Here is a 25,798-nt window from a genome sequence, read left to right as displayed (position 1 = left end):
GGAGAGCACCCCCACGATGACCCACCCCGACACCCCTGCCGCGGAGCGCGCCGCGAGCGGCAGCACCACCGTCATCACCAACATCGCCAGTCTCGTCACCAACGACCCCTCCCTCGGTGAAGGCCCCCTCGGTCTGCTCCAGGACGCGGCGGTCGTCTTCGACGGCGACCGCGTTGCCTGGGTCGGTCCGACAAGCAAAGCACCCGCCACTGACAACCGCGTCGACGCCGAGGGCCGCGCGGCGCTCCCCGGCTTCGTCGACTCCCACTCCCACCTGGTCTTCGGCGGCGACCGCACCGCCGAGTTCAACGCCCGGATGTCCGGCCGTGCGTACTCGGCCGGCGGCATCCGCACCACCGTCGCCGCCACCCGCGCCGCCACCGACGCGGACCTGCACGCCAACGTCGCCAAGTACCTGGCCGAGGCGCTGCGCCAGGGCACCACGACCCTGGAGACCAAGTCCGGCTACGGCCTGAACGTCGAGGACGAGGCCCGCGCCCTGCGCATCGCCGCCGCCCACACCGACGAGGTCACCTTCCTCGGCGCGCACATCGTCTCCCCCGACTACGCCGACGACCCCGCCGGTTACGTCGACCTCGTCACCGGCCCCATGCTGGACGCCTGCGCCCCGCACGCCCGCTGGATCGACGTGTTCTGCGAACAGGGTGCCTTCGACGGCGACCAGGCCCGCGCCATCCTCACCGCGGGCAAGGCCAGGGGCCTGCACCCGCGTGTGCACGCCAACCAGCTCCACCACGGCCCCGGCGTGCAGATCGCCGTCGAACTCGACGCCGCCTCCGCCGACCACTGCACCCACCTGGACGCCGCCGACATCGACGCGCTCGCCAACAGCTCGACCGTCGCCACGCTGCTGCCCGGCGCCGAGTTCTCCACCCGCGCCCAGTGGCCCGACGCGCGCCCCCTCCTCGACGCGGGCGCCACCGTCGCGCTGTCCACCGACTGCAACCCCGGCTCGTCCTTCACCAGCTCGATGCCGTTCTGCATCGCGCTCGCCGTACGGGACATGCGGATGACCCCCGACGAAGCCGTCTGGTCCGCCACGGCGGGCGGCGCCGCGGCCCTGCGCCGCACCGACATCGGCCGCCTCACCCCCGGCACCCGCGCCGACCTCACCCTCCTCGACGCCCCCTCGCACGTCCACCTCGCCTACCGCCCGGGTGTCCCGCTCGTCTCCCGGGTCTGGCAGCGAGGCGTGTGCGTCTGATCACACAGCGGCTCGGTCATATTCCGGTACCGGACATTGCGTAGATCACGTAATCTCCAGACCTCAATACGAACAACTGTCGCAGTCGCCCGCACAGTCGGAGAAACCTCGGTTTCCCCCTGTGCGCGACCAGGGTGACCGCGCGGGGGGGAAGGAACCCACATGAAGTCGACCCGTCTGAAGACCCGCATCGCCGGCACCGCGGCCGCCGTCGCCGTCCTCGGCGGCGCCTCCCTGGCCATGGCGCCGGGCGCCGCGGCGAAGGCGAACCTGATCTCGATCGAGCGCGCGCAGCTGCGCGGCGGTGCGCTGTCCATGACCGTCAAGTACTCCTGCGACACCGGTCTGAAGTGGCAGCTGGTCGGCAAGATGACCAAGGTGGAGAAGGGGAAGGACGCCAAGTCGGTGGCGACCGGCGCGGTCGCGGCCGACAAGATCATCTGTGACTACAACGACCGCGTCCTCACGGTGAAGCTGCGGCCGACCAAGGGTTCGCACTTCGTCAAGGGCGACCAGGTGAAGGTCACCGCCAACTATGTGGCGCCGGGCGAGAAGGACGACGAGCGCCCCATCGCGGTGATCACCACCAAGCTGTGATCACGCGCTGATCAGCAGGGCCGTGCCCCGGAGCCATACCGCTTCCGGGGCACGGCCCTCGCGTTTCCTCACCCCACCACCCCCGCATCCCGCGCATACAGCGCCGCCTGCACCCGATTGCCCACCTCCAGCGCCGCCAGAATCCGGCTGACATGGGCCTTGACCGTGCTCTCTCGCATCGACAGCGCGCCTGCGATCTCCGCGTTGGAGGCGCCGTCGGCGAGGAGGGCCAGCACCTCGGTCTCGCGGGGGGTGAGGCGTTCGATGCGGGAGTGGGCTTGTGGGGTGGTGCGGGTGGTGTGGTGGTAGCGGTCGATCAGGCGGCGGGCGGCCGTGGGGTGGAGCATGGCCTGGCCCTCGGCGACGACCCGTACGGCGCGGATGATCTCCGCCGGGTCGCTGTCCTTGAGGAGGAAGCCCGAGGCGCCCGCGGTGAGCGCGTCGTAGACGTACTGGTCGAGGTCGAAGGTGGTCAGCACCACGACCTCGGGCGGCTGCGGCAGTCCGCGCAGCCGTTCGGTGGCGGCGATGCCGTCCAGGCGTGGCATGCGGATGTCCATCAGCGCCACGTCGATCCGGTGGGCACGGGCCAGTTCGACGGCTTCGGCGCCGTCCGCCGCCTCGGCCACGACGGTGATGCCGGGCGCGTCGCCGAGGATGTCCGTCAGCGCGAGGCGGACCAGGCTGTCGTCGTCGGCGACCAGCATGCGGATCATGTCGCTCCCGTTGTCGGTGCGTCCGGTTCGGAGTGCGTCGGGAGGGTGGCGGCGATGCGCCAGCCGCCGTCCCGCGTCGGGCCGTACTCCAGGGTGCCGCCGAGCGCGGACATCCGTTCGGTCAGGCCGAGCAGGCCGTAGCCGCTGGCCGGAAGGGCTGCCGGGGCCTCTGCTCCGGTCGGCGCCGGGGCGTTGCGTATCTCGATGGCGGTCTCGTGCGGTCCGTAACGCACCGTCACCCGCACGGCTGCGCCCGGCGCGTGCTTGCGGGCGTTGGTCAGGGACTCCTGGACGAGCCGGTGGACGGCCAGGCGCCGGCCGGCGGGCAGGCCGCGGCCGTCGCCCTCGATGTCGGCCTCGATCTTCTGGCCGGCGGCGCGTGCCTCGTCCAGAAGCGCGGGGAGTTCGCGCAGCCCTGGCATCCGCGAGGCGCCCGTCGCGGCCTGCTCCGGCCGGCCTTCGGTGTCGCGCAGCGCGCCCAGTACGTCCCGCAGATCGCCGAGCGCCTCGGTCGAGGTGGTGCGCAGCAGTGCAAGCCGGTCCGCGACCGGTGCGGGCAGGGTGTCGGCACGTCGTTGCAGGGCGCCGGTGTGCAGCGCGAGGACCGTCAGCCGGTGGGCGAGGACATCGTGCATTTCGGCGGCGATACGGGCGCGTTCGGTGAGCCGGGCCTGTTCGGCGCGGAGTTCGCGCTCCACCCGCAACTGCTCGACGCGCGCGGCGAGGGCGGCCTCCAGACGGCGCCGGCTGCTCGCCCAGAGCCCCAGCGCGAGCACGACGCCCAGCGGCAGCAGCGGGCCGTACGAACGGCTCATCCACAGGCTTTGCGGTGGCTGTACGAGGGCGTTCCCGGTCAGGGCGGCGGCCGCGGCCACGAAGGGGATGACCAGGCGGCCGTGGGCGACCAGGTGGAAGAGCACCACCAGGAGTGGCAGCACCATGCCCAGTCCGGCGGCGAGTGCGACCGTGCAGACCAGGGCGACCACCGGGTGGCGGTAGCGCAGTGCCACCGACAGGGCCCCGGCGACGGCCAGGGCCACCTCCGGGCTCAGCACGGTCCCGCCCGCGCTGATGTACGCCTCCTGTCCGGCCTCCTGGGCGACGGCGGCCAGCAGCAGCGCCTCGGCCCACCAGGGCCAGCCGCGCTCCGTCCGCGCCAGGCCCGGCCTGCCCGGGTTTGTCATCCCCGGTTTCGGCCTGGCCCGTTTCGTCACCTTCAGCACGCGTCGAGCATAGGGCTGCGGCAGGGCACGCACATTCGACCTACGGCCGCATCTGCCCCCTACTTTCGTACGGGGTGCCCCTCGCACAACGGCCGATGGACCGGGCCCCGGCGCTTCCTAGCGTCACCAGCATGAACGTGACACCGGCCCCCGCCGCCCCCACCGCCACCGGCCCTGTCCGCTTCCTGCGCGAGGCGGTCCGTACCCCGCACACCACCGGCGCCGTGGCGGCCAGCAGCCCGTCGCTGGCCGCCCGTCTGGCCGCCCCGCTCGCCCGGGAGATGCGGCGGTCCGGCCGCCCGGCGGCCGTGCTGGAAGCGGGTGCGGGCACCGGCCCGGTCACCCGCGCGCTGGCCGGGCTGCTGCGGCCCGCCGACCACCTGGACGTGGTCGAGATCAACCCCCGTTTCGTGGCGGCCCTGAACGGCGCGCTGCGCACGGACACCGCCCTGTCCGCGGCAGCCGACCGGATACGCATCCTCCCCGGCTCGATCACCGACGTCCCCCTGGACCGCCGGTACGACGCGGTCGTCTCCGGCCTGCCGTTCACCAACTTCGAGCCGGACGAGGTCCGAACGATCCTGGACCGCTACCTGTCCGTGCTCCGGCCGGGCGGACACCTCACGTACTTCGCCTATCTGGGCACCGCGCCGGCCCGCGCACTGGTGGCCGGCCGGTCCGAGGCGGCCCGGCACCGCGCCGTGGCAGAGGTGCTGGCCGAGTACCGGAAGCGGTACGGGCAGGGGCGCAGCACGGTATGGCGCAACCTGCCACCGGCGTACGTGCACCACCTGCGCGCCCCGTAAACCGAGCGCCCTGCACGGCGGAGGCGAGCGCACCCGTACAGCAGAGGAGGGCCCGTCCCGAGATTCCGGGGCAGGCCCTCCTCTGCGCGGGCATCAGCCGGGCCGTCGGACCGGCTGCGACCGCGGGGTGGTCGCGGGGATCACTCCTCGACCATCAGCCCCTTGCGGAGCCGTACCAGCGTGCGGGACAGCAGGCGCGAGACGTGCATCTGAGAGATGTTCAGTTCCTCGCCGATCTCCGACTGCGTCATGTTGGCGACGAAGCGGAGGGAGAGGATCTTGCGGTCGCGCGGCGGCAGCTCGGCGATCAGCGGCTTGAGGGACTCGACGTACTCGATGCCTTCGAGGCCGTGGTCCTCGTAGCCGATGCGGTCGGCCAGGGCTCCCTCGTTGTCGTCCTCCTCCGGCTGGGCGTCCAGCGAGCTGGCGGTGTACGCGTTGCTCGCCGCCATGCCCTCGATGACCTCGTCATTGGTGATGCCGAGGCGTTCGGCCAGCTCGCTCACGGTCGGGGAGCGGTCCAGCTGCTGCGCCAGCTCGTCGCCGGCCTTGGCCAGGTCCAGACGCAGTTCCTGCAGGCGCCTGGGCACCCGCACGGACCAGCTGGTGTCGCGGAAGAAGCGCTTGATCTCGCCGACGATGGTCGGCATGGCGAACGTCGGGAACTCCACGCCCCGGCTGAGCTCGAAGCGGTCTATCGCCTTGATCAGGCCGATGGTGCCGACCTGGACGATGTCCTCCATGGGCTCGCTGCGGGAGCGGAACCGGGAGGCCGCGAACTTCACGAGCGCGAGATTGAGTTCGACCAGGGTGTTGCGGACGTACGCGAATTCGTGGGTGCCTTCCTCCAGCGACTCCAGTCGCTCGAAGAGGGTCTTGGACAGGGCCCGTGCGTCCAGCGGCCCCACCTCGTCGTACGGGGGGATCTCGGGCAGCCCGTCGATCCCGGGAATTCCCGCCGCGTCCGTTTCGGACGATTCAGAAGTGAGATGCGGGGAACCAGAACCGTGGGACCGGTCGGGCAGGGCGGCGTCGGCCAGGACGGCTTCGGTGAGAGCGGCCTTGGCGAGGGTGGTCTCTGACAAGGGAGTCGACGACGCGGTCTCCGTGGTGTCTTCGGTGCGCAATTCGTCGAGCCGGGGTGACATGTTGTCCTCCATCGTTCTCGGCATATGGCTGCCGATGCCTCTATGTGAAGCTGCGGTGTGCGGCGCCTCCAAAGCCGGCCGTTTCGAACGTGTCCTTACTACGCCTACCTGGCTTTGCCGGAAGATGGCAAGTGCGTGTTGTCCTGGTTTGCCAGCGATTGCGTGTTGTTCGGCTACCAGCTGCGCGTATCGAAGGCGTAGTGTTCGGTCAGCGCAGTCGTAAGCAATCGGACGCCGAGACAGCAAGAGGGGTGCACGCGCATGGACCGCGGGACGGTCGGCAGTGCCAGTCGGGGACGGCTCAATGTCGCTATCCGGCATCAAGGTGCCAGCGCGATCGTGACCGTCGCGGGTGAGCTGGACCACCACACCGCGGAGCTGTTGCGTGAATCACTCGAGGGGTGCGTCGCCGACGGCTTCACGCGACTGGTCGTCGACTGCTCACAGCTGGAGTTCATGGACTCCACCGGCCTGAACGTACTGCTCGGCGCCCGTCTGAAGGCGGAGGCCGAGGGCGGCGGGGTGCATCTGGCCGGAATGCAGCCGGTGGTGGCGCGGGTCTTCGAGATCACAGGCGCGGACGCGGTGTTCACCGTGCACGACTCCCTCGACAAGGCTCTCGCCGACTGACGGAAGCGACGGGGGCGGTGCGGTCGCGGGGGGTTCCCCTCGTGCGCGTTGCCCGCGTCACAACTTCCGTACCCAAGAAGTGGGTGTTCTCACGGTCCCGTCGGGCAGGAGACATCTGAATCTGTTGAATCTGTCAGGTAACCGCTATCCGTGAAATGGCGAATCGGTGAGGTGAAGCGCTGATGAGCACCACCCGGCCGTACCCGCCGGGCGACCTCGGCCCGGAGCCGGGCAACGCCGGCGCTCCCTCTGCCTCCCCGGCCGTCCCGGCCGGCCAGATCCGCAGGCTGCGCCTGGCGGGTGTGCAGGGAGCCGTTGCGCGGGCCCGTGACTTCGCCCGGCAGGCCCTCCATGACTGGGGCTGGCTCCCGGCTGCCAGTGCCGACCAGCGGGCTGCCGCCGAGGACGTACTGCTCGTGGTATCCGAGCTGGTCACCAACGCCTGCCTGCACGCTGAGGGGCCGGAGGAACTGCGACTGCGCAGCAACGCGAAGGTGCTGCGCCTCGAAGTGACCGACCTGGGCGCGGGCTCGCCCGCTCCGCGCACCCCGCACCGGGCGGGGCGGCCCGGCGGGCACGGCATGTTCATCGTGCAGCGCCTGTGTCTGGACTGGGGGGTCGTCCGCAACCCCGACGGCACGGGCAAGACCGTGTGGGCGGAACTCGCAGCTCCCTCTTAGGGGCCCCTGGTCGGGGCCCCCGTTCGCGCCCTAAGGGAGTTCCGGCGGGACCGAGGGGGTTCCGGTGGGCAGGGGGGCTCCAGCGGGATGCCGTGGCCGTGTACGGCCTTCGATGACCCATGACGTACGGTCGTAACCCCGGGTAAGGGGACAGGCGCGTTGCGTGGTGCCGCTCCTGTGGCCGCTGATTTCCGCGCGCCGTACAGATCCGGCCTGTTCTGTGACTTCCCTCGACAAGGTCCCCGGCGTACCTTGAGCCACCGATCTGATGTGCCGTCAGTAACATCGGGCGGCGCTCAACCGCGAGAAGGGGAACTCAAGGTGGCCCGCTTCTACGAAGAGCACGCCGTGCGCCCCCGCCGCGCGGCCGGTCTGGCCGCGGCCGTGGCGCTGACGGCGGGGTCCGCGGTCCTGGTCGCCGCGCCGGACGCGCGGGCCGACGTCGTGGACGTCAACTACCAGTGCAGGACGCCGATCGGGAACAAGAGCGCGGTCTCGCCCATCGACATCCGGAGCACGCGCAGCGGCAGCGCGTACAAGCTCGTGATGTCGTTCCGGAAGGGCGTCTCCTCCAGCCCCGTCGAACTGGGCGCGGGCGCCATGAAGCCGAGCGCGCTCATCAAGCTGGGCGGCGCGGAGAGCGGCACGGTGCCCGTGTCCGGGCCGCCCAACGACAAGGCGATCCCCGCCAACACGCCGATCAAGGTCAGTGACCTGAGCGGGACGTACACGCCCAAGCAGAGCGGCAAGGTCACTTTCACCGCCTCCACGCTCACCATCAAGGCCCTCGGCACGACCACCACCTGTACCCCCGCCAACAACCCGAAGCCGTCGCTCACCCTGGACGTCAAGGGCTCGGGCGGAACGGACGGTTCCGGTGGTACGGGTGGCGGCGGCAGTACGGGCGGCAGCGACACCGGCGGCACGACCGGCGGCTCCCGGAGCGGCACTTCAGGGTCGGCTACAGGCGGCTCCGGCGGCGGGCAGCAGCTGCCGCAGACCGGCCCGGCCGACTCCGCCGTCGCCCTCGGCACCCTCGGCGGCACGGTGCTCCTCGCCGGTGCGGCGGGCGTGCTCTGGATCACGCGGCGCCAGCGCAGGGACGCGTAAGGCCCGCCCGGCGTCCGGTACGGCGACGGGAGACCGCCGCCCGGCGCCGTACGCCGCCGCCCCGCCAGCCGTACGCGCACGAGCCGCACCAGCACCAGGAGCCGCCCATGCCGTTCCGTACCCGCGCGGTGGTCACGGGGGCCGCCCTGACGGCCGCCGTCGCGCTGCTCAGCCCGGCCGGGGCATATGCCGCGCCCGCGGACGGCAGGCGGTGGACCGCCGCACCCGCGCCGGGCGGCGGCGCCCGGCCGAGCGCCCAGGACCGCCCGTACTTCTATCTGGAAGGCGCCCCCGGAGCGGTCCTGAAGGACCGCCTCGCGCTCACCAACCCGACCGGCAGCGCGGTGACGCTCCGGGTGGGCGGTGTGCCGGCCGGGCCGGGGCGCTGGCTCGCCACGGCGTCGAAAGAGGTACGGGTGCCGCCGCGGACCCGGGCGGACGTGCCCTTCACGGTGACCGTCCCCAGGGACGCGGCCCCGGGCGACCACCCGACCGCACTCGTCACCGAGGGGAACGGCCGGAAAGCCGCGGTCCAGGTGCACCTGCGGGTGACCGGGCCCGCGCTGGCCGCGCTGAGCGTCGAGGACGTGGTGGTGGAGCGCCGGGGAAGCGCGGCGGTCATCCGGTACGTGCTGGTCAACCGCGGCAACACCACGCTCGCGCCGCACCTCGCCGTCCATGCCGACGGGCTCTTCGGCCCGGCCCTGCACCGCGCCGCACGCGCGCTCCCCGTCACGCTGCCGCCGGGCCGCCGAATGCCCCTGACCGAGCCGTGGCCTGATCCGCCCGCGCTCGACTCGGTGGACGTACGGCTGACGGCCACGGCGGCGGGCGGCGCGCGCGGGACGGCCGGGGCGACCTACACGGCGGTGCCGTGGGTAGCCGCGGCGCTGCCGCCCGCCGGACTGCTGGCGGGCGCGGCCGTGTGGCGCGTACGGAGGCGGAGGCGGGCGGGGGAGTCCCGAGCGGTCGCCCAGCGGGCGGTGGCCCCGCAGGGGGCGGCCTCTCAGGTGGGGGCCTCCGAAGAGGCGGCCTCCGAAGCGGCGGACCCGCAGGTGGGGGCCTCCCAGGTGGGGGCCTCCCAGGTGGGCGCCTCCCAGGTGGGGGCGGACGCATGAGGGCCGGGGGCGGGCGCCGTACGGTACGGGTCCGCCGCCACCGCACCGCCGCCGTCACGAGCGTCCTGGCCGCCCTCGCCTTCCTGCTGCCCCTACAGGCCGCGCCCCCGGTCTCCGCCACCCCCGCAGCCGCCCTCGCCCCCACCCTCAGCCTCTCCGCCCAGCAAGCGGGCAAGGGCGGCACCCTCACCGTCACCGGCCGCGGCTGGCGCCCGAAGACGCTGCTCACCCTGCTGATCTGCGGGCAGAACATGATCGGCGGCACCAACGCCTGCGCCAACGGGTCGGGCCGGGCCGTGACCACCGGCCCGGATGGGGCCTTCCGCAAGGAGATCCCGGTCGCCGAGCCGCCCAAGCCCTGCCCGTGCGTCGTGCACGCCGCCACGGTGACCGGCGCGCCCGCCGCGGCCGACGCCCCGTTCACGGTGGCCGGGCACCCCGTCGCGCCGCTGCCGCAGGAGGATGCCGGCGGGCGGCTGAGCGTGCTGGCTCCGCCGCGCCTTGAGGGCTCCAGCGGGCTGCTGACCTGGTTCGGCGCGCCACCGCAGCGCCGACTGGTGATCACCGTGGGCAACCTCGGGTCCACCCCGGCCAAGGACCCGGTCTTCGAGGTGGGCACCTCGCACGGGGTCTACGCGCCGCAGTGGGAGGAGCGGCAGTGGCAGGGCACCGTGCCCGCCGGGCGCAGACAGCGCATCGAGCTGCCGGTGGAGCTGCCCGCCGGGGCGCACGGCGACTACCTCGTCTCGCTCAAGTACGGCGGCAAGGTGCTCGCCGAGCAGCCGTGGGGCGTCGGGCGGCCGTGGGGCGTGACGCTCTTCTGGATCCTGCTGTGCGTCGTCGTACCGGCCGCGGTCTTCCGTATCGGCATGGCGGTCGTCGACCGCGTGCGCCCGCGCGAGGGCACCGCCCGTACGCCGGGGAGAGCCATCCGTACGCCGGGGAGTCCCCTCCGTACGCCGGAGGGAGCCCACCGTAAGCCGGGAAGCGCCCTCCGTAACCCGTTACGGATGCGAAGGCGCGCCCCCGCACCCGACGCCGCGCCGCCCCCGGCGGACCCCGCCGCCACCCTGCCGTGGTTCACCCCGGACACCGCACCGTCCGCCACCACGTCCGATCCGGCCGACCCCCCGAGAGCGAAAGGTCCCATGTGATGAGGCGACACAGGAGAGCGGGCGCGGGCGGGATCGCCCTGCTGCTCGCCGGTGCGGGAATCCTGGCGGCCGCGGGGCCGGCCGGGGCCGCGGAGACGGCGTACCGCACCGAGTGCGTACCGCCGCCGATCTCGGGCCTGCCCGCGGTCCAGGGCACCACCAGGGCGGCGGTGACGGCGCCCGCGACGGCGAAGGTCGGCGACGAGGTGGAGGTCGTGTGGCGCACGGTCGAGGCCGCCTCCAAGAACCCCGACGTGCTCGACCTGGGCAAGGACACCGTGCGCCCCACCGGCACGATCAAGGTCGGTGGCGCGCAGAGCGGCGAGCTGAAGGTCCAGGGACCGCGGCAGAATCCGCCCATCCCCAAGAACAGCCCGATGAAGCTCCCGGACATGAAGGGCACCCTGAAGCTGGAGAAGCCCGGCGAGGTCACGCTGGCGCCCGGCGCCTACACCATCAACGTCAGCAAGCCGATCTCCACGGACACCAAGTGCGCCCCCAAGGAGGAGGTACGGCCCGCCGCCACGATCAAGGTGACCGACGGCGGGGGCAGCTCGGGAGGTACGACCGGCGGTAGCACGGGCGGCAGCGGTACGGGAGGCGGCGACACGGGCGGCGGCAGCACCGGGGCCACCACAGGCGGCAGCACCACCGGCTCCTCCGGCGGCGGCGATTCCGACGGCACGTCCCACGAAGGCAAGGTCGTCCAGGTCCCGTACGCCTGCAAGACCCCCATCGGCGACCGGAAAGCCACCTCGCCGGTGCAGATCAACGCCGTCAAGAAGGGCGGCGGCTACGGCCTGACGGTGAAGTTCGCCAAGTCGGTGATGGACAGCCCGGCGGACATCCCCGCGGGCGCCGTGAAGCCGTCCATGGACGTCCGGGTCGGCGGCGCCGACAAGGGCACGGTCAAGGCCGAGGGCCCGGCGAACAAGGAGCCCGTCAAGGCCGGGCAGCCGATCGCGATCCCCGACCTGAAGGGCACCTACACCCCGGGCGCGACCGGCAAGGCGACGCTGACGCCGGGCGTACTGACCGTACGGGCCCTGGGCACGACCACGACCTGTACCCCGGAGAAGGACCCGGGCGTCTCCCTCGCCCTGGACACCACCGCCCAGCAGGGCGGCACCGGCGGCACCACGGCGGGCGGCACCGGCACCACCGGAGGCACCACCGCGGGCAGCACGGCGGGCCCGGCGAGCGCGGGCGGCACCTCCGGCGACCTGGCCGAGACCGGCGCGGACGACCACGGCACCCTCCGCGCCCTGGCCCTCGTCGCGGGCACGGTGGTTCTGCTGGGCGGCGCGGTGTTCACCCTCACCCCGTGGCGGCGCCTGGGCCGGTGACCGGTCCGTACGGCCGGGAACGCCCGAGGGCCCCGGCGCGGAATCCGCGCCGGGGCCCTCGGGGAGTGAGGAGGAGGCAGTGTGCCGCCCTAGTTCACGTCGTTCATCTGCCCGTTGATCCGCTTCCGGTTCAGGAAGATGATCACGCCGGCCAGGGTGGCGAGCACCGCTTCGCCGATCAGCACTCCCTTGCCCGAGAGGTCGGCACCGGCCTGCCCCAGGAGGTTGACGACACTGTCGCCGGCGGTGTTGGCGAGGAACCACACACCCATCATCTGGCTGGCGTACTTCGCCGGGGCCAGCTTCGTGGTCACCGACAGGCCGACCGGGGAGATGCACAGCTCACCGATGGTCTGCATGCAGTAGATACCGATCAGCCACAGCGGGGTGACCTTCGCACCGTCCGAGGACAGGGTGATCGGCAGCAGGAAGATGAAGTAGGACGCGCCGATCATCACCATGCCCATGGTGAACTTCGCGGTGGTCTTGGGCTCCTTGCCGCGGTTGGCCAGTGCCAGCCACACCGAGGCGAAGACCGGGGCCAGCGCCAGCACCCAGATCGGGTTGACCGACTGCAGCCACGACGAGGGGAAGCTCAGCCCGAAGATCGTGTCCGCGGTGTTCTTCTCGGCGAAGACGTTCAGCGTCGAACCGGCCTGGTCGAAGATCATCCAGAACGCGGCGGCCGCGACGAAGAACCAGACGTAGCTGCTGACCTTGCTCTGCTCGTCGGCCGACAGGTCCTTGTCCCGCTTGATGCGGAACAGCACCACGAAGGGGACCAGGATGCCGATGATGCCGAGCGGCACCAGCAGCCACTTCTCGTTGAAGACGCCGGAGAACCCGATGACGGCGTAGAAGACCACGGCGAGGCCGGCCCAGAACAGGCCCTTGCGCAGCCAGCCGTTGCGCTCCTCGGTCGACAGCGGGGTCGGTACCTGGCTGCTCTTCGGGTCCAGGTGCTTGGTGCCGAACAGGAACTGGACCAGGCCCAGCGCCATACCGACCGCCGCGATACCGAAGCCCAGGTGCCAGTTGACGCTCTGGCCGATGCCGCCGATGACCAGCGGGGCGGCCGTGGACCCGATGTTGATGCTCATGTAGAAGACGGTGAAACCACCGTCCCGGCGCTTGTCCGACGGGCCGTTGTAGAGGTGGCCCACCATCGTGGAGATGTTGGACTTCAGCAGACCCGAGCCGAGCGCGACCATCGCCAGGCCGACGAAGAACGTCTGGCCGGGTATCGCGAGCACGACGTGACCGGCGATGACCACGGACGCACCGACGATCACCGTCTTGCGGGGGCCCCAGACGCGGTCGCCGAACCAGCCGCCGGGCATGGCGAGCAGGTAGACCATCGCCATGTAGACGGCGTAGATCGACAGGGCACTGCCCTGGGGGATGCCCAGACCGCCGCCCTGGGAGCCGTCCTTGGCATCAGGACCGCCCGAGATCAGATACAGGACGAGAAGCGCCCGCATCCCGTAGAAGCTGAACCGCTCCCACATCTCGGTCATGAAGAGGGTGGCCAGTCCGCGGGGGTGGCCGAAGAAGGTTTTGCCGTCGCTGGCAGGGTTCCCCTGCGCGGCGGCGTCCTTCGTCAGGCTGGACGCCATGGATTCTTCCTAGGTGTGCTCGGGACGCGTGGGGGGAGCCCGCAGCGCGCCCGGGTCGGGCTGACCGGCACCGGCGTCACCTTGCCCGCCCCCTACGTCCTCCGGGGGCCGACGCCACTGGAAGAGGAATCGGCGGAGCAGTCGTGACACCGGGATCCACGCCCCCCGTGCTGCTTGCGCGGTGGACCCGGTCGACAGGTCATTCACTGTGTAGCAGGACCGGTGGTTCCGGCCCGCACACAAGAGGGACCGATGACGTCTCTTGAGAGTCACTGGTCCCGAGGCTGTGCTACGGACGTTGGGACACCATACGTCCAGCAACCGCACCGGTGGGACGAGTGAGACAACGGTCACATGTGCAACCGGGAACCGCGAAGGGGGTCGCGGATGCGGCCCGCGGGCGGGCAGGCCAAGATCACCCGTCGGCCCCGGCATGTCGCGACCCCGCCCCGAAGCGGCCCCCGGGGCGCCACCCGGAGGTCGTTTTCCGGCCACCCGCGGGCGCACCGGGTCCCGCCCGAGGAGGTAAGACATCGGACTACCATCGGCCCATGACCCGTGTACTGCTCGCCGAGGATGACGCGTCCATCTCGGAGCCGCTCGCCCGCGCCCTGCGCCGCGAGGGTTACGAAGTCGAGGTGCGCGAGGACGGCCCCACGGCGCTAGACGCCGGTCTGCAGGGCAACATCGACCTGGTCGTCCTCGACCTGGGTCTGCCCGGCATGGACGGCCTGGAGGTGGCCCGCCGGCTGCGTAACGAAGGCCACTCCTTCCCCATCCTCGTGCTCACCGCCCGCGCCGACGAGGTCGACACCGTCGTCGGCCTGGACGCCGGTGCCGACGACTACGTCACCAAGCCCTTCCGGCTCGCCGAACTGCTCGCCCGCGTCCGGGCCCTGCTGCGCCGCGGTTCGTCCGCCGAGCCGCAGCAGCCGCCCGCGACCCACGGCGTGCGCATCGACGTCGAGTCGCACCGCGCCTGGATGGGCGACGAGGAACTGCAGCTCACGGCGAAGGAGTTCGACCTGCTGCGGGTGCTGGTGCGGGACGCGGGCCGGGTCGTCACCCGCGACCAGCTGATGCGCGAGGTCTGGGACACCACCTGGTGGTCGTCCACGAAGACGCTGGACATGCACATCTCGTGGCTGCGCAAGAAGCTCGGCGACGACGCGGCCAACCCGCGCTACATCGCGACCGTCCGCGGCGTCGGCTTCCGCTTCGAGAAGAGCTGAGAGGCCGCCGCCGGGCGGGAAGAAGTAGAAGAACCAACGCATCCCGCCCGGAGGACACCGTGCGCCGCCGTCTGATCAACTCCACCCTCGCCGTGGTGCTCGTGGTGATCGCCGTCTTCGGTGTGTCACTGGTCATCGTGGAGACCCGCACCATCCAGTCGGGGGCGCAGGAGAGCGTCGCCTCCGAGGCCGTACGGCTCGTCGGCATCGTGGAGAGCCGGCTGGGCAGCGGCGAGAAGCTGACGCCCGAGATCCTCTCGGAGCAGATCACCGCGAAGCGGTACGCCGAGATCGAGGTGCCCGGCCGGCCGCACATCGAGATCGGCTCCCGGCCGGCCGGCGACGTCATCGAGTCCACGCAGCACGGCGACCGCGGCGAGACGGTCACCGTGCAGGAGCCGCGCTCCACGGTCAGCGCCGAGATCGGCCGGACGCTGCTGGTCATCCTGGCCGTCGCGATCCTGGCGATCCTGGCCGCGGTGGTGCTCGCGGTACGCCAGGCCCGCCGGCTGACCGCGCCGCTGACCGACCTCGCGGAGACCGCCGAGCGGCTCGGCTCCGGCGACCCGCGTCCGCGCCACCGCCGCTACGGCGTACAGGAGCTGGACCGGGTCGCGGACGTGCTGGACGCCAGCGCCGAGCGGATCGCGCGGATGCTCACCGCCGAGCGCCGGCTCGCCGCCGACGCCTCCCACCAGCTGCGGACGCCGCTGACCGCGCTGTCCATGCGGCTGGAGGAGATCACCGTCACCGACGACCCGGACACGGTGAAGGAGGAGGCCACCATCGCGCTCGGCCAGGTCGAGCGGCTGACCGACGTCGTCCAGCGGCTGCTGACCAACTCCCGCGACCCGCGTTCCGGCTCCGCCGTCGCCTTCGACCTCGACGAGGTCGTCAAGCAGCAGGTCGAGGAGTGGCGCCCGGCCTACCGCAGCGCGGGCCGGGCCATCGTGCGCTCCGGCAAGAAGGGGCTGCGCGCGGTCGGCACGCCCGGCGCGGTGGCCCAGGTGCTCGCCACCTTGATCGAGAACTCGCTGATGCACGGGGACGGGACGGTGGCGCTGCGCACCCGCGTCACCGGCAACCAGGCCGTCGTGGAGGTCACCGACGCCGGCCGGGGCGTACCGCCGGATCTCGGCTCGCGGGTCTTCGAGCGTACGGTCAGTGGCCGGAATTCGACGGGGCTGGGCCTGGCCGTGGCCCGGGACCTCGCGGAGGCGGACGGCGGGCGGCTGGAGCTGCTCCAGCAGCATCCGCCGGTGTTCGCGCTGTTCCTGGCCCGCGAGGCGGAGCCGTCGTCGGGGGAGTGAGCGCCGGGCGGGCGTCTTTCGTAGCAGCGGGGGCTATTCGCGCGGACGCTTCGCGGCGGCAGCGCTCGCCGCCCGCCGCTCCTGCGCGCTCTCGGCCTCGGCCTCGGCGAGGAAGGACTCCGCCGTCGCCACGGCCTTGCGCGCGGGCAGCGCCCGGAACACCCAGGTGCGGTACGACCAGAAGCGGAACAGCGTGGCCAGGCCGATGCCGAGGAACTTGAAGACGTTGCTCTGCAGCGAGGAGTCCCAGCCGAACCCGTACGTCGCCACGTACAGGACGCCGTTCTCGATCACCAGACCGATGACGCTGAACAGCAGGAAGAGCGTCAGCTCCTTGGTGCGGCCGCTCTTGTCCCGGTCCCGGTAGGTGAAGTAGCGGTAGCCGAGGTAGTTGGTGCCGGTGGCCACCACGGTGGCGACGATGCTGGCCCGGACGACGGGCAGCTCGGTCAGGTGCCGTACGAGGTTGAACACCACGAAGTTGACGAGGACTCCCGCGCCCCCGACGGCGCCGAACTTCATGAGTTCGCGGGCCAGTGCGTCCAGTCGGGCCCGCAGTGCGCTCCGTTCACTCATAGTGATCGTTCAGCTCCTGGTGGTGGGCGTTCGTGGGCGTTCCGGTGCGGTCGTCAACCTGCATCCTGCCCGCTCATGCTAACCAGGGGAGATGTGTGCTGCCTGCCATCCGTGACCGGAGGGGCTCCGGGGTTATGTCAGTCCACGGTCACGCGGAACCGCCGCGTCCGGGCGTTCTCGTCCTGCTCGTCGGCCTGCGGGGTGCCGCAGCGGTAGCAGTACCTGAGAGTCACCTCGGTATGTCCGGTTCCGCGGGCCGTGAAATCGACGTAGCGGAAGCCGCCCGAGCCCGCGCGGGCCGGCTCGTCGGCGTCGTAGTGCCCGACGGCTCCTTGCAGTACGGCCGGGTCCGGCCGCGGTGCGGCGAGGACCCACCGGAAGCCGCTGGCCGGGTGGTCCTTGAGGCGGATGGAGAAGCGGGTGCCGGAGGTGACCGAGATCTCCCGGTCGCTCTCGTCGAACACGACCGGCCCGGTCAGCTGGGTGACCACCGCGTAGACGGCGGCGAGCAGGGCCGCCACGGCGAAGGCGATCCCCGCGGTCCTGGTGCGCCTGGGTATGCCACCGTCGTCCATGCGCTCTCCCCCTCCACGGCGGCGGTGAGCCTACCGCCCGGGTGATCTCCGCACACGGGGAACGGTGAGGGTGGCGCACTTGCGTTCGTGCGTTCATCCAAGGGGGCGGCGGTGCGCCACGGCCGTACGGATACCCTGGGGGCGTGACGTTCCCGGTAGTCGGCATGGTCGGCGGCGGCCAGCTCGCCCGTATGACCCACGAGGCGGGCATCCCCCTCGGCATCAGATTCAAGCTCCTCAGCGACACCCCGCAGGACTCGGCGGCCCAGGTGGTCGGTGACGTCGTCATCGGCGATTACCGCGACCTGGACACGCTGCGCGCCTTCGCCCGTGGCTGTGATGTGATCACTTTCGATCACGAGCACGTTCCCACCGAGCATTTGCGGGCCCTGGAGGCCGACGGCATCCCCGTCCGCCCCGGCCCCGACGCGCTGGTGCACGCCCAGGACAAGGGGGTGATGCGCGCGAAGCTGACCGAGATCGGGGCGCCCTGCCCCCGGCACCGCATCGTCGCCGATCCGGCGGATGTGGAGCGGTTCGCCGAGGAAATCAGCGGCAGCGGCGCGCAGCGCCTCGATGAGGGGCGGTGGCCGGGCGACGGGCAGGGCGGGGGATTCCCCGTCGTGCTGAAGACGGTCCGCGGGGGCTACGACGGCAAGGGCGTGTGGGTCGTACGATCCTCCAAGGAGGCCGCCGAGCCGTTCCGTGCAGGAGTGCCGGTTCTGGCCGAGGAGAAGGTCTCCTTCGTCCGGGAACTGGCTGCCAACATCGTCCGCTCGCCGCACGGCCAGGCCGTCGCGTACCCGGTCGTGGAGTCCATTCAGGTCGACGGCGTCTGCGACACGGTGATCGCGCCCGCCCCCGGTCTGTCCGAGGAGCTGTCCGGCCAGGCGCAGGAACTGGCGCTGCGCATCGCGCGGGAGCTGGACGTGGTGGGCCACCTCGCGGTCGAGCTGTTCGAGACCGCCGACGGCCGCGTCCTGGTCAACGAGCTGGCCATGCGCCCGCACAACTCCGGCCACTGGACCCAGGACGGCGCGATCACCTCGCAGTTCGCCAACCACGTCCGCGCCGTCCTCGACCTCCCGCTCGGCGACCCGCGCCCGCGCGCCACGTGGACGGTGATGGCCAACGTCCTCGGCGGCGACTATCCCGACATGTATTCCGCGTACCTCCATTGCATGGCACGGGACCCGCAGCTGAAGATCCATATGTACGGAAAGGACGTGAAGCCCGGCCGCAAGGTCGGTCACGTCAACACCTACGGCGACGACCTGGCCGACGTGCGCGAGCGCGCCGCGCACGCCGCCGGCTACTTGCGAGGAACCATCACCGAATGACAGCGAGCACTTCCCCCACGGTCGGCATCGTCATGGGCTCCGACTCCGACTGGCCCGTCATGGAGGCCGCGGCCAAGGCCCTCGACGAGTTCGAGGTCCCCTACGAGGTCGACGTCGTCTCCGCCCACCGCATGCCGCACGAGATGATCGCGTATGGCGAGCAGGCCGCCGGGCGGGGCCTGAAGGCGATCATCGCGGGCGCCGGGGGAGCGGCCCACCTGCCGGGGATGCTCGCGTCGGTCACGCCGCTGCCGGTCATCGGCGTGCCCGTACCCCTGAAGTACCTGGACGGCATGGACTCGCTGCTGTCCATCGTGCAGATGCCGGCCGGCGTGCCGGTCGCCACCGTCTCCGTCGGCGGCGCCCGTAACGCCGGACTGCTCGCCGCCCGGATGCTCGCCGCGCACGACCCGGAGCTGCAGGCCCGGATGCGCGAATTCCAGCAGCACCTGAACGAGCAGGCCACCGAGAAGGGCAAGCGGCTGCGCAACAAGGTCGCCTCCCCGGCCTTCGGCTTCGGGAGCGGCAAGTGAGCGCGTCCCTGGAGGCGGCCCGCGCGCTGCTCGCCGAGCACCCCGTCGTCGACGGCCACAACGACCTGCCCTGGGCCCTGCGCGAGCAGGTCCGCTACGACCTCGACCGGCGCGATATCGCCGCCGACCAGACCGCCCACCTGCACACCGACATCCCCCGGCTGCGGGCCGGCGGCGTCGGCGCGCAGTTCTGGTCGGTGTACGTACGGTCCGACTACGCGGGCGACCGGGCGGTCACCGCCACCCTCGAACAGATCGACGTGGTGCGCCGGCTCGCCGCGCGCTACCCCGACGACCTGCGCCTGGCCTACACCGCCGACGACATGGAAGCGGCCCGCGCGGACGGCCGGATCGCCTCCCTGATGGGCGCCGAGGGCGGCCACTCGATCGGCAACTCGCTGGCCACCTTGCGCGCGCTGTACGAACTGGGCGTGCGCTACATGACGCTCACCCACAACGACAACATCGACTGGGCGGACTCGGCCACCGACGAGCCGCGCGCGCACGGCCTCACCGCCTTCGGCCACGAGGTCGTCCGCGAGATGAACCGCCTCGGCATGCTGGTCGACCTCTCGCACGTCTCCGCCGACACCATGCGCGACGCGCTGGACACCAGCACCGCACCGGTCGTCTTCTCGCACTCCTCCGCCCGCGCGGTCTGCGACCACCCGCGCAACATCCCGGACGACGTGCTGGAGCGGCTGCCCGCCAACGGCGGCATCGCGATGGCCACCTTCGTACCGAAGTTCATCCTGCCCGCGGCCGTCGCCTGGACGCTGCGCGCGGACGAGAACATGCGCGCGCACGGCTTCCACCACCTGGACACCACCGCCGAGGCGATGGCCGTGCACCGCGACTTCGAGGCGGCGCACCCGCGCCCGCTCGCCACCGCCGCCACCGTCGCCGACCACCTCGACCACATGCGCGAGGTCGCCGGCATCGACCACATCGGCATCGGCGGCGACTTCGACGGCACGGCCTTCACCCCCGCCGACCTCGCCGATGTCTCCGGCTATCCGAACCTGATCGCCGAACTCCTCGACCGCAAGTGGTCCACGGCCGACCTGGCCAAGCTGACCTGGCAGAACGCGGTCCGCGTGCTGCGCGGGGCCGAGGACGTCGCGCGGGGGCTGCGGGCCGGGCGCGGACCGTCCATCGCGACGATCGAGCAGCTCGACGGCCTCGACGGCTGAGCGGCGCGCAGAACACCACGAGGGGCCGGACTCCGCGGAGTCCGGCCCCTCGCGTACGCATGTCCGCTACGCCTGCGGACGCCCCAGCGCCCGGTACGTCCAGCCCGCCTTGCGCCACAGCTCCGGGTCGAGCGCGTTACGGCCGTCCAGAATGCGGGGGCTGGCCACCACCTCGGCCAGCGCGGCCGGATCCAGCTCCCGGAACTCCCGCCACTCGGTCAGGTGCAGCACCACATCGGCGCCGCGCACCGCCTCCAGTGCCGTGTCCGCGTACCCGAGCGTCGGGAACACGCGCGCGGCGTTCGCCATGCCCTTGGGGTCGTACACCGTCACCTGGGCGCCCTGGAGATGGATCTGCCCGGCGACGTTGAGCGCGGGGGAGTCCCGTACGTCGTCCGAATCCGGCTTGAACGTGGCGCCGAGGACGGCGACGCGGGTACCGAGGAAGGAGCCGCCGACCGCCTCCCGGGTCAGCTCGACCATGTGGCCGCGGCGCCGCATGTTGATCGAGTCGACCTCGCGCAGGAACGTCAGCGCCTGGTCGGCGCCCAGCTCGCCGGCGCGCGCCATGAACGCCCGGATGTCCTTGGGCAGGCAGCCGCCGCCGAAGCCGATACCGGCGCGCAGGAACTTCTTGCCGATCCGCTCGTCGTGGCCGATCGCCTCGGCCAGCTTCACCACGTCGCCGCCGGCCGCCTCGCACACCTCCGCCATCGCGTTGATGAACGAGATCTTCGTGGCCAGGAAGGAGTTGGCGGAGGTCTTGACCAGCTCGGCGGTCGGGAAGTCGGCCACGACGAACGGCGAACCCTCGGCCACGGGCTTTGCGTACACCTCCCGCAGCACCTCCTCGGCCCGCCCGCCGTCGACACCGATCACGATCCGGTCCGGGTGCAGGGTGTCCTGGACGGCGAAGCCCTCGCGCAGGAACTCCGGGTTCCACGCCAGCTCCACGTCCTCGCCGGCCGGCGCCAGCTCCGCGACCCGCTTGGCCAGCCGCGCCGCGCTGCCCACCGGGACGGTCGACTTGCCGACCACCAGCGCGGGGCGCCGCAGCAGCGGGGCCAGCGACTCGACAGCCGACTCGACGTACGACATGTCGCAGGCGTACTCGCCGTGCTTCTGCGGCGTGTTGACGCACAGGAAGTGCACGTCGCCGAAGTCCGCCAGCTCTTCCCAGGAAGTGGTGAAGCGCAGCCGGCCGCTGGCGCCCTCGATGCCGGCGACGTGCGCCCGCAGCAGTTCCTCCAGGCCCGGCTCGAACATCGGGGTCTCGCCCCGCTCCAGCATCTCGATCTTCGCCGGATCGATGTCCAGGCCCATCACCTCGAATCCGAGCTCCGCCATGGCCGCGGCATGCGTCGCGCCGAGGTAGCCGGTGCCGATCACGGTGATCTTCAGGGCCATGGGTGCTCCAGGTGCATACGGGGAGATCTGAGCAGCCCGAGCATAGTCCGGCCGGTGTACGGGGCGGCCGGCCCGGTGGCCGGGACCAGACGGTCGGCTGTCGGCAAACTCACGTATCCCGCGTGTCATACCGCCCCTAGAATTCGGGTGACTCATCGAGTTACTTAACGGTAGTTAGCACTCAGGCAGCTCTCAGGGGAGTGAGAAACCTTGGCGGGAACCGCTGATTTCGATCTGTACCGGACATCCGAGGAGCACGACATGCTCCGCGAGTCGGTGCGCTCGCTCGCCGAGGCGAAGATCGCGCCGTTCGCCGCCGAGGTGGACGAGCAGGCCCGCTTCCCGCAGGAGGCCCGGGACGCGCTGACCCTCAACGACCTGCACGCCGTGCACGTACCCGAGGCGTACGGCGGCGCCGGGGCGGACGCGCTGGCCACCGTCATCGTCATCGAGGAGGTCGCCCGGGTCTGCGCCTCCTCCTCGCTGATCCCCGCCGTCAACAAGCTCGGCTCCCTCCCGGTCATCCTCTCCGGCTCCGAGGAGCTGAAGAAGAAGTACCTGGGCCCGCTCGCCAAGGGCGACGCGATGTTCTCGTACTGCCTGAGCGAGCCGGACGCGGGCTCCGACGCCGCCGGCATGAAGACCAAGGCCGTACGCGACGGCGACCACTACGTCCTCAACGGCGTCAAGCGCTGGATCACCAACGCCGGCGTCAGCGAGTACTACACGGTCATGGCCGTGACCGACCCCGAGAAGCGTTCCAAGGGCATCAGCGCCTTCGTCGTGGAAAAGTCCGACCCGGGCGTCTCCTTCGGCGCCCCGGAGAAGAAGCTCGGCATCAAGGGCTCCCCGACCCGCGAGGTCTACCTCGACAACGTCCGCATCCCCGCCGACCGCATGATCGGCGCCGAGGGCACCGGCTTCGCCACCGCCATGAAGACCCTGGACCACACCCGCATCACCATCGCGGCCCAGGCTCTCGGCATCGCCCAGGGCGCCCTCGACTACGCCAAGGGCTACGTCCAGGAACGCAAGCAGTTCGGCAAGCCGATCGGCGACTTCCAGGGCGTCCAGTTCATGCTCGCCGACATGGCCATGAAGCTGGAGGCCGCCCGCCAGCTCACCTACGCGGCCGCCGCCCGCTCCGAACGCATCTCCGCCGGCGGCAAGCCCGAAGACCTCACCTTCTTCGGCGCCGCCGCCAAGTGCTACGCCTCCGACGCCGCCATGGAAATCACCACCGACGCCGTCCAACTCCTCGGCGGCTACGGCTACACCCGCGACTACCCGCTGGAGCGGATGATGCGGGACGCGAAGATCACGCAGATTTATGAGGGGACGAATCAGGTGCAGCGGATTGTTATGGCTCGGAATCTGCCGTAAGGCGGTTCCGGCGGGGCTGGATGAACGCCCTGGCCCTGGGGGGCGGGGCGTTCGTCGTCTTTCGCTACGGCTGCCGACCGGGGCAGCTCAATTCGGTCGCGGTGGGGTTGGGGGTGCAGCACACCAGGGCCAGTGACAGAAACGAGGGGCGTTCGAGGTAGAAGCCGTGGGATACGTCTCGGCCCCGTCCCAGGCGCTCAGCGGCGGCGTTGACGAGTATGGCGAGGCGAGTGCTGTCACGATCTGCCTCGGAGGCGAATCGGAATGCGAACTCGGTCAGCCGTTCCCCGAGCCATTCGGCAGCTTCCTTCGGTTCGTCCCACGTACCCCGTACCAGCGTGCCGGGCTTGATGAGCCAGTAGGCCGTCTCCAGCGGTGGCAGGTCCATGACGGGAAACTCTGACCGCACCACTCGGTAGCGTTCGGCGAGCCGTTTCCCCACGGTGTCGTCATCACCCGCCGGAGCCGGCGGAGGAAGGGGGTGGGGCGGCCGTCTCAGCGCGTCCTCGTCGAAGTGCTGCTTGGGGCCGGCCCATAGATAGCCGTGGTAGTGCACCTGGTCGTCCTTGTCCGGAACAGGTGAAGGCGGCCCCCACCCTCCCTCGGAGGGCAGCGGCCGCCGGCCGGTGAGTGCCGGTCAGGCCGAGAGACCGAAGCGGGCCGGGTCGATACCGGCCGCGTTCAGTTCCTCGGTGGTGAAGCGCAGCGGGGCCATGTCGGGGCGCTTGTCATCGCCCAGCGCCCACGCGTCCGGGCCGATCCGCGCCAGCGTGGCGCAGGACTCGCCGTCCGGATGCGTGTTGCCTCCGCACGCCTTGGAGAACGTGGCTCCGTCGATCGGCAGGCTGTACAGGTCGGTTACGGGCATGGGTGCGCCTTCCTGGGAGATCAGTGACGGGCAAACTCAGAATCGGTACTGATCCGGCTTCGGCACGTACAGAACACCAGGAGCGAGAGCCGTCGCGGATTCCCGCAGCAATTCGTGCAGCATCGACCTGGGGTTGTCACGCAAAGCCCTGACCAGTCCGTCGATCAGCAAAGCCGCCTCGGACGGCAGCAGGACCATTTCCGTGTCCGCCATATGCCGACCGTTCTTCGTCAGCCACATCGGAACACGAATGTTCCCGTCCTCGTCCCGGTACGTCTGGCGGCTCGGGATGGGGTCGATGCGCCAATCCGGCGGGGTGTTTCGGCTGTGGTTCTTCGGTGCGGTCGGCATGGGTACATCGTCGATCGTTCAGCCTGAGATCTCCAGCTTTATTCGCGTTGTCTGGTAGAAGATCATGAACGGTATTGGGTGCTCCAGGAGGACAGGAGGTCTCTGGCTTCTTGGTTGAACAAGGCGCAACGCTCGTACTGGGTGAATACCCGGAGGTGCTCTGAAATGTCCCGGGCGTCCTGGAAAACTATGCGCCCGGTGAATGTCTCGACGGTCGCCAGTCGTTGGTCATAGACCGTGAACGTGTTCATGGGGCCACGTCCGAGAGCTGTCCCCAAGGGGAGTACGCCGATGCGCACATTGGGGAGGTGGGACAGTGAGGCGAGGTGGTCGATCTGCGCTGTCATCGCCGGGCGTGGGACAACGGCCCACCTGACGGCCTGTTCCGTCAACAGGAACGTGAACCGCTTCCCGGCGTCGTGGAGAACTGATTGCCGCTCCAGTTTCTTCGCGACCGTCTTGGAGATGTCCACCGGGGCGTGGCCCAGGCTCGCCCTGATGTACTCAGGGGTGGCCAGGAGCCCCGTCACCATCGCGGGCAGAAAGTAGCGGAGTGTGACGGCTTCTGCTTCGAGGCCCGCCAGCTCCGACTGCCGTTTTTCCAGCCCGCGCCGCCACGAGGCGCGCTTGCTCTGCCATTCCGTATTGGCCAGTCGCGCCAGCGTGGATACTTCCGCCACGATTTCCGCGGATGCGTCGAGGGCTCTCAGGATTAATTCGACATCGACAAGGCCCGGCGTGACCCGGCCGGTTTCGATGTTGCTCAGCTTGGTCTGAGACATGTTGCAGCGCTGGGCGAGCCACACCTGGGTACGGCGGGCCCGCCTGCGCATGGCGCGGAGAGTCTCCGACAGGTCGGCCTTCGACTGGCCCAGCTCTTCGGGTTCAAACGTCAAGGCCCTTCACATACTCCTCGAAAGGCACTGCGCGCTCCAAGGCGATTCGCTTCCACTCTCGGTATGGGGCGGGATCACCGTCGTACGCCTCGCGATTGATCTGGGTGCCGTCCGGCCGGAAGTTCAGATGGGCGATCCGGCTCTCGTCGAACATCCACCAGTCACGCCCCGAGAGCGGCAAACCGTAGTCATCCCGCGTCACGTCGAGGACGCGAATGTCCTCACCGGCCGCGATATTGCCGGGAATGCCCCACGCGAATTGATACCGCTGATAGTCGGTGAGCGGCCGGCGTACGATGCGGACCCGGCCGATGCGTCGTCCCGATTCGACGTAGCTGCGTACCCGTTCATGCCAGCGCGCGTTGTGGTCGATGGGCTTGTCCTCGCCCCGTAGGAAGCGGGCAACGTTTTCCTGTTCCCTGGGCATGGTGTAGGTGGGCTGTGCCTCGAACCGCCATGCCTCGCGCTCGAACGCGTCGAAGAACCTGTGCCAGTTCTCACCATCCAAGAGCACGGACAGCCTCCCTGAGGACGTGCTCGGGAATCTCTACCAGGCCCTCGCCCACAGGCGGCGTGAAGGCGGACGACACGTCCCCTTGCACGACGAATGAACCGCTCACGGTCCGGTAGACGTTAGGGCAATCGTCGTCGTCGCAGTGGGGCCCTCCGGCGCGGCCGGTAAGACGGGTCAGTTCCTCGCGTGCCATCGTGCCTCCTCCTGACACCGGGGGCCGCCCCCGGTGTCAGGAGGACCGTAGGCCGGGT

Annotated in this window: 28 protein-coding genes; 15 read left to right on the top strand and 13 right to left on the bottom strand. The window is 70.8% G+C overall.

Annotated elements, in window-relative coordinates; all coding sequences use genetic code 11:
* Window positions 1-16: 16 nt before the first annotated feature.
* Window positions 17-1,225, top strand: coding sequence for an imidazolonepropionase (hutI, locus tag ADK86_RS01560; RefSeq protein ID WP_053694891.1), 1,209 nt, complete (start codon window positions 17-19; stop codon window positions 1,223-1,225).
* 162 nt (window positions 1,226-1,387) lie between these two features.
* A complete protein-coding gene (locus tag ADK86_RS01555) occupies window positions 1,388-1,822 on the top strand; it encodes a hypothetical protein (protein ID WP_053694890.1) in 435 nt (144 codons plus the stop codon).
* 68 nt (window positions 1,823-1,890) lie between these two features.
* On the opposite strand, the gene ADK86_RS01550 is transcribed toward ADK86_RS01555, so the two are convergent.
* Together ADK86_RS01550 and ADK86_RS01545 are read right to left on the bottom strand one after the other, a co-directional pair.
* On the bottom strand, window positions 1,891-2,538 hold the full coding sequence (locus ADK86_RS01550) for a response regulator transcription factor (RefSeq protein WP_053694889.1): 648 nt from the start codon (window positions 2,536-2,538) through the stop codon (window positions 1,891-1,893).
* On the bottom strand, window positions 2,535-3,761 hold the full coding sequence (locus ADK86_RS01545) for a sensor histidine kinase (RefSeq protein WP_324611365.1): 1,227 nt from the start codon (window positions 3,759-3,761) through the stop codon (window positions 2,535-2,537). The genes ADK86_RS01550 and ADK86_RS01545 overlap by 4 nt, the downstream gene beginning before the upstream one ends.
* A gap of 131 nt (window positions 3,762-3,892) precedes the next feature.
* On the opposite strand from ADK86_RS01545, the gene ADK86_RS01540 reads away from it, so the two are divergent.
* Window positions 3,893-4,567, top strand: coding sequence for a class I SAM-dependent methyltransferase (locus ADK86_RS01540; RefSeq protein WP_053694888.1), 675 nt, complete (start codon window positions 3,893-3,895; stop codon window positions 4,565-4,567).
* A gap of 140 nt (window positions 4,568-4,707) precedes the next feature.
* Here ADK86_RS01540 and ADK86_RS01535 read toward each other — a convergent pair whose 3' ends face one another.
* Entirely contained in the window at window positions 4,708-5,727 is a 1,020-nt protein-coding gene (locus ADK86_RS01535; protein WP_063788913.1) for an RNA polymerase sigma factor SigF, read from the bottom strand.
* Window positions 5,728-5,976: 249 nt separating this feature from the next.
* Between ADK86_RS01535 and ADK86_RS01530 the strand changes: the two genes are divergently transcribed.
* From ADK86_RS01530 to ADK86_RS42915, 6 genes are all read left to right on the top strand, one after another.
* Entirely contained in the window at window positions 5,977-6,345 is a 369-nt protein-coding gene (locus tag ADK86_RS01530; protein ID WP_003984839.1) for an STAS domain-containing protein, read from the top strand.
* A 182-nt stretch (window positions 6,346-6,527) separates the two neighbouring features.
* The gene (locus tag ADK86_RS01525; RefSeq protein ID WP_030594971.1) at window positions 6,528-7,025 is read left to right on the top strand and encodes an ATP-binding protein; all 498 of its coding nucleotides are present in this window, start codon (window positions 6,528-6,530) and stop codon (window positions 7,023-7,025) included.
* Window positions 7,026-7,346: 321 nt separating this feature from the next.
* Window positions 7,347-8,135 (top strand): LPXTG cell wall anchor domain-containing protein, encoded by a 789-nt coding sequence (locus ADK86_RS01520; protein ID WP_053694887.1) that lies wholly within the window; start codon window positions 7,347-7,349, stop codon window positions 8,133-8,135.
* 107 nt (window positions 8,136-8,242) lie between these two features.
* Entirely contained in the window at window positions 8,243-9,253 is a 1,011-nt protein-coding gene (locus ADK86_RS01515; RefSeq protein WP_053694886.1) for a hypothetical protein, read from the top strand.
* Window positions 9,250-10,407: a hypothetical protein gene (locus ADK86_RS01510; protein ID WP_053694885.1), complete on the top strand. Its 1,158-nt coding sequence runs from the start codon at window positions 9,250-9,252 to the stop codon at window positions 10,405-10,407. Before ADK86_RS01515 ends, ADK86_RS01510 begins: the two co-directional genes overlap by 4 nt.
* On the top strand, window positions 10,407-11,753 hold the full coding sequence (locus ADK86_RS42915) for a hypothetical protein (RefSeq protein ID WP_053694884.1): 1,347 nt from the start codon (window positions 10,407-10,409) through the stop codon (window positions 11,751-11,753). Before ADK86_RS01510 ends, ADK86_RS42915 begins: the two co-directional genes overlap by 1 nt.
* An 89-nt stretch (window positions 11,754-11,842) precedes the next feature.
* On the opposite strand, the gene ADK86_RS01500 is transcribed toward ADK86_RS42915, so the two are convergent.
* Window positions 11,843-13,369: a peptide MFS transporter gene (locus tag ADK86_RS01500; protein WP_030594959.1), complete on the bottom strand. Its 1,527-nt coding sequence runs from the start codon at window positions 13,367-13,369 to the stop codon at window positions 11,843-11,845.
* A 551-nt stretch (window positions 13,370-13,920) separates the two neighbouring features.
* Between ADK86_RS01500 and ADK86_RS01495 the strand changes: the two genes are divergently transcribed.
* Window positions 13,921-14,601 (top strand): response regulator transcription factor, encoded by a 681-nt coding sequence (locus tag ADK86_RS01495; RefSeq protein WP_003984832.1) that lies wholly within the window; start codon window positions 13,921-13,923, stop codon window positions 14,599-14,601.
* 59 nt (window positions 14,602-14,660) lie between these two features.
* Window positions 14,661-15,911: an ATP-binding protein gene (locus tag ADK86_RS01490; protein ID WP_053694883.1), complete on the top strand. Its 1,251-nt coding sequence runs from the start codon at window positions 14,661-14,663 to the stop codon at window positions 15,909-15,911.
* A 33-nt stretch (window positions 15,912-15,944) separates the two neighbouring features.
* Here the strand turns inward: ADK86_RS01490 and ADK86_RS01485 are convergent, their stop codons facing one another.
* Window positions 15,945-16,487 carry a GtrA family protein gene (locus tag ADK86_RS01485; protein WP_053694882.1) on the bottom strand — a complete coding sequence of 181 codons (543 nt, stop codon included), beginning with the start codon at window positions 16,485-16,487 and terminating at the stop codon, window positions 15,945-15,947.
* Between the two features lie 137 nt (window positions 16,488-16,624).
* Window positions 16,625-17,062 (bottom strand): protease inhibitor I42 family protein, encoded by a 438-nt coding sequence (locus ADK86_RS01480; RefSeq protein ID WP_053694881.1) that lies wholly within the window; start codon window positions 17,060-17,062, stop codon window positions 16,625-16,627.
* Between the two features lie 95 nt (window positions 17,063-17,157).
* Here ADK86_RS01480 and ADK86_RS01475 point away from each other — a divergent pair, with 95 nt between their 5' ends.
* Genes ADK86_RS01475 through ADK86_RS01465 form a run of 3 tightly spaced genes read left to right on the top strand, consistent with a single transcriptional unit; the run spans window position 17,158 to window position 20,128 of the window.
* Window positions 17,158-18,402 (top strand): 5-(carboxyamino)imidazole ribonucleotide synthase, encoded by a 1,245-nt coding sequence (locus ADK86_RS01475; protein WP_078951686.1) that lies wholly within the window; start codon window positions 17,158-17,160, stop codon window positions 18,400-18,402.
* The gene (gene purE / locus ADK86_RS01470) at window positions 18,399-18,935 is read left to right on the top strand and encodes a 5-(carboxyamino)imidazole ribonucleotide mutase (RefSeq protein ID WP_003984827.1); all 537 of its coding nucleotides are present in this window, start codon (window positions 18,399-18,401) and stop codon (window positions 18,933-18,935) included. The genes ADK86_RS01475 and purE overlap by 4 nt, the downstream gene beginning before the upstream one ends.
* A complete protein-coding gene (locus ADK86_RS01465) occupies window positions 18,932-20,128 on the top strand; it encodes a dipeptidase (protein WP_053694879.1) in 1,197 nt (398 codons plus the stop codon). Before purE ends, ADK86_RS01465 begins: the two co-directional genes overlap by 4 nt.
* A gap of 66 nt (window positions 20,129-20,194) precedes the next feature.
* Here ADK86_RS01465 and ADK86_RS01460 read toward each other — a convergent pair whose 3' ends face one another.
* Window positions 20,195-21,535, bottom strand: a complete 1,341-nt coding sequence (locus ADK86_RS01460; RefSeq protein ID WP_053694878.1) for a UDP-glucose dehydrogenase family protein — start codon at window positions 21,533-21,535, stop codon at window positions 20,195-20,197.
* A 210-nt stretch (window positions 21,536-21,745) separates the two neighbouring features.
* Here ADK86_RS01460 and ADK86_RS01455 point away from each other — a divergent pair, with 210 nt between their 5' ends.
* A complete protein-coding gene (locus tag ADK86_RS01455; RefSeq protein ID WP_003983785.1) occupies window positions 21,746-22,918 on the top strand; it encodes an acyl-CoA dehydrogenase family protein in 1,173 nt (390 codons plus the stop codon).
* Window positions 22,919-22,982: 64 nt separating this feature from the next.
* On the opposite strand, the gene ADK86_RS01450 is transcribed toward ADK86_RS01455, so the two are convergent.
* From ADK86_RS01450 to ADK86_RS44105, 6 genes are all read right to left on the bottom strand, one after another.
* The gene (locus ADK86_RS01450) at window positions 22,983-23,474 is read right to left on the bottom strand and encodes a hypothetical protein (RefSeq protein ID WP_053694877.1); all 492 of its coding nucleotides are present in this window, start codon (window positions 23,472-23,474) and stop codon (window positions 22,983-22,985) included.
* Window positions 23,475-23,555: 81 nt separating this feature from the next.
* Window positions 23,556-23,786: a hypothetical protein gene (locus tag ADK86_RS01445; RefSeq protein ID WP_053694876.1), complete on the bottom strand. Its 231-nt coding sequence runs from the start codon at window positions 23,784-23,786 to the stop codon at window positions 23,556-23,558.
* Between the two features lie 36 nt (window positions 23,787-23,822).
* Complete coding sequence (locus ADK86_RS42910) at window positions 23,823-24,137, bottom strand: hypothetical protein (protein WP_159393750.1); 315 nt, start codon at window positions 24,135-24,137, stop codon at window positions 23,823-23,825.
* A gap of 62 nt (window positions 24,138-24,199) precedes the next feature.
* On the bottom strand, window positions 24,200-25,033 hold the full coding sequence (locus ADK86_RS01435) for a helix-turn-helix domain-containing protein (protein ID WP_053694874.1): 834 nt from the start codon (window positions 25,031-25,033) through the stop codon (window positions 24,200-24,202).
* Window positions 25,023-25,547, bottom strand: coding sequence for a DUF6879 family protein (locus ADK86_RS01430; RefSeq protein ID WP_030594929.1), 525 nt, complete (start codon window positions 25,545-25,547; stop codon window positions 25,023-25,025). Before ADK86_RS01430 ends, ADK86_RS01435 begins: the two co-directional genes overlap by 11 nt.
* Window positions 25,531-25,740, bottom strand: a complete 210-nt coding sequence (locus ADK86_RS44105) for a hypothetical protein (RefSeq protein ID WP_078951684.1) — start codon at window positions 25,738-25,740, stop codon at window positions 25,531-25,533. The genes ADK86_RS01430 and ADK86_RS44105 overlap by 17 nt, the downstream gene beginning before the upstream one ends.
* Window positions 25,741-25,798: the final 58 nt, after the last annotated feature.

This window comes from Streptomyces sp. NRRL F-5755 (genome assembly GCF_001279365.1).
Classification (GTDB): Bacteria; Actinomycetota; Actinomycetes; order Streptomycetales; family Streptomycetaceae; genus Streptomyces; species Streptomyces rimosus.
Note: the sequence above shows the minus strand (reverse complement) of the source record. Positions and strands in the feature narration are given on the sequence as shown.

Bases quoted from the DNA above. Each gene is read 5' to 3' on its own strand.
- ADK86_RS01500 (WP_030594959.1), bottom strand. From the start codon at position 13,369: ATGGCGTCCAGCCTGACGAAGGACGCCGCCGCGCAGGGGAACCCTGCC.
- ADK86_RS01550 (WP_053694889.1), bottom strand. From the start codon at position 2,538: ATGATCCGCATGCTGGTCGCCGACGACGACAGCCTGGTCCGCCTCGCG.
- ADK86_RS01510 (WP_053694885.1), top strand. From the start codon at position 9,250: ATGAGGGCCGGGGGCGGGCGCCGTACGGTACGGGTCCGCCGCCACCGC.
- ADK86_RS01540 (WP_053694888.1), top strand. From the start codon at position 3,893: ATGAACGTGACACCGGCCCCCGCCGCCCCCACCGCCACCGGCCCTGTC.
- ADK86_RS01555 (WP_053694890.1), top strand. From the start codon at position 1,388: ATGAAGTCGACCCGTCTGAAGACCCGCATCGCCGGCACCGCGGCCGCC.
- ADK86_RS01495 (WP_003984832.1), top strand. From the start codon at position 13,921: ATGACCCGTGTACTGCTCGCCGAGGATGACGCGTCCATCTCGGAGCCG.
- ADK86_RS44105 (WP_078951684.1), bottom strand. From the start codon at position 25,740: ATGGCACGCGAGGAACTGACCCGTCTTACCGGCCGCGCCGGAGGGCCC.
- hutI (WP_053694891.1), top strand. From the start codon at position 17: ATGACCCACCCCGACACCCCTGCCGCGGAGCGCGCCGCGAGCGGCAGC.
- ADK86_RS01480 (WP_053694881.1), bottom strand. From the start codon at position 17,062: ATGGACGACGGTGGCATACCCAGGCGCACCAGGACCGCGGGGATCGCC.
- ADK86_RS01530 (WP_003984839.1), top strand. From the start codon at position 5,977: ATGGACCGCGGGACGGTCGGCAGTGCCAGTCGGGGACGGCTCAATGTC.
- ADK86_RS42910 (WP_159393750.1), bottom strand. From the start codon at position 24,137: ATGCCGACCGCACCGAAGAACCACAGCCGAAACACCCCGCCGGATTGG.
- ADK86_RS01460 (WP_053694878.1), bottom strand. From the start codon at position 21,535: ATGGCCCTGAAGATCACCGTGATCGGCACCGGCTACCTCGGCGCGACG.
- ADK86_RS01515 (WP_053694886.1), top strand. From the start codon at position 8,243: ATGCCGTTCCGTACCCGCGCGGTGGTCACGGGGGCCGCCCTGACGGCC.
- ADK86_RS01445 (WP_053694876.1), bottom strand. From the start codon at position 23,786: ATGCCCGTAACCGACCTGTACAGCCTGCCGATCGACGGAGCCACGTTC.
- ADK86_RS01535 (WP_063788913.1), bottom strand. From the start codon at position 5,727: ATGGAGGACAACATGTCACCCCGGCTCGACGAATTGCGCACCGAAGAC.
- ADK86_RS01485 (WP_053694882.1), bottom strand. From the start codon at position 16,487: ATGAGTGAACGGAGCGCACTGCGGGCCCGACTGGACGCACTGGCCCGC.
- purE (WP_003984827.1), top strand. From the start codon at position 18,399: ATGACAGCGAGCACTTCCCCCACGGTCGGCATCGTCATGGGCTCCGAC.
- ADK86_RS42915 (WP_053694884.1), top strand. From the start codon at position 10,407: ATGAGGCGACACAGGAGAGCGGGCGCGGGCGGGATCGCCCTGCTGCTC.
- ADK86_RS01525 (WP_030594971.1), top strand. From the start codon at position 6,528: ATGAGCACCACCCGGCCGTACCCGCCGGGCGACCTCGGCCCGGAGCCG.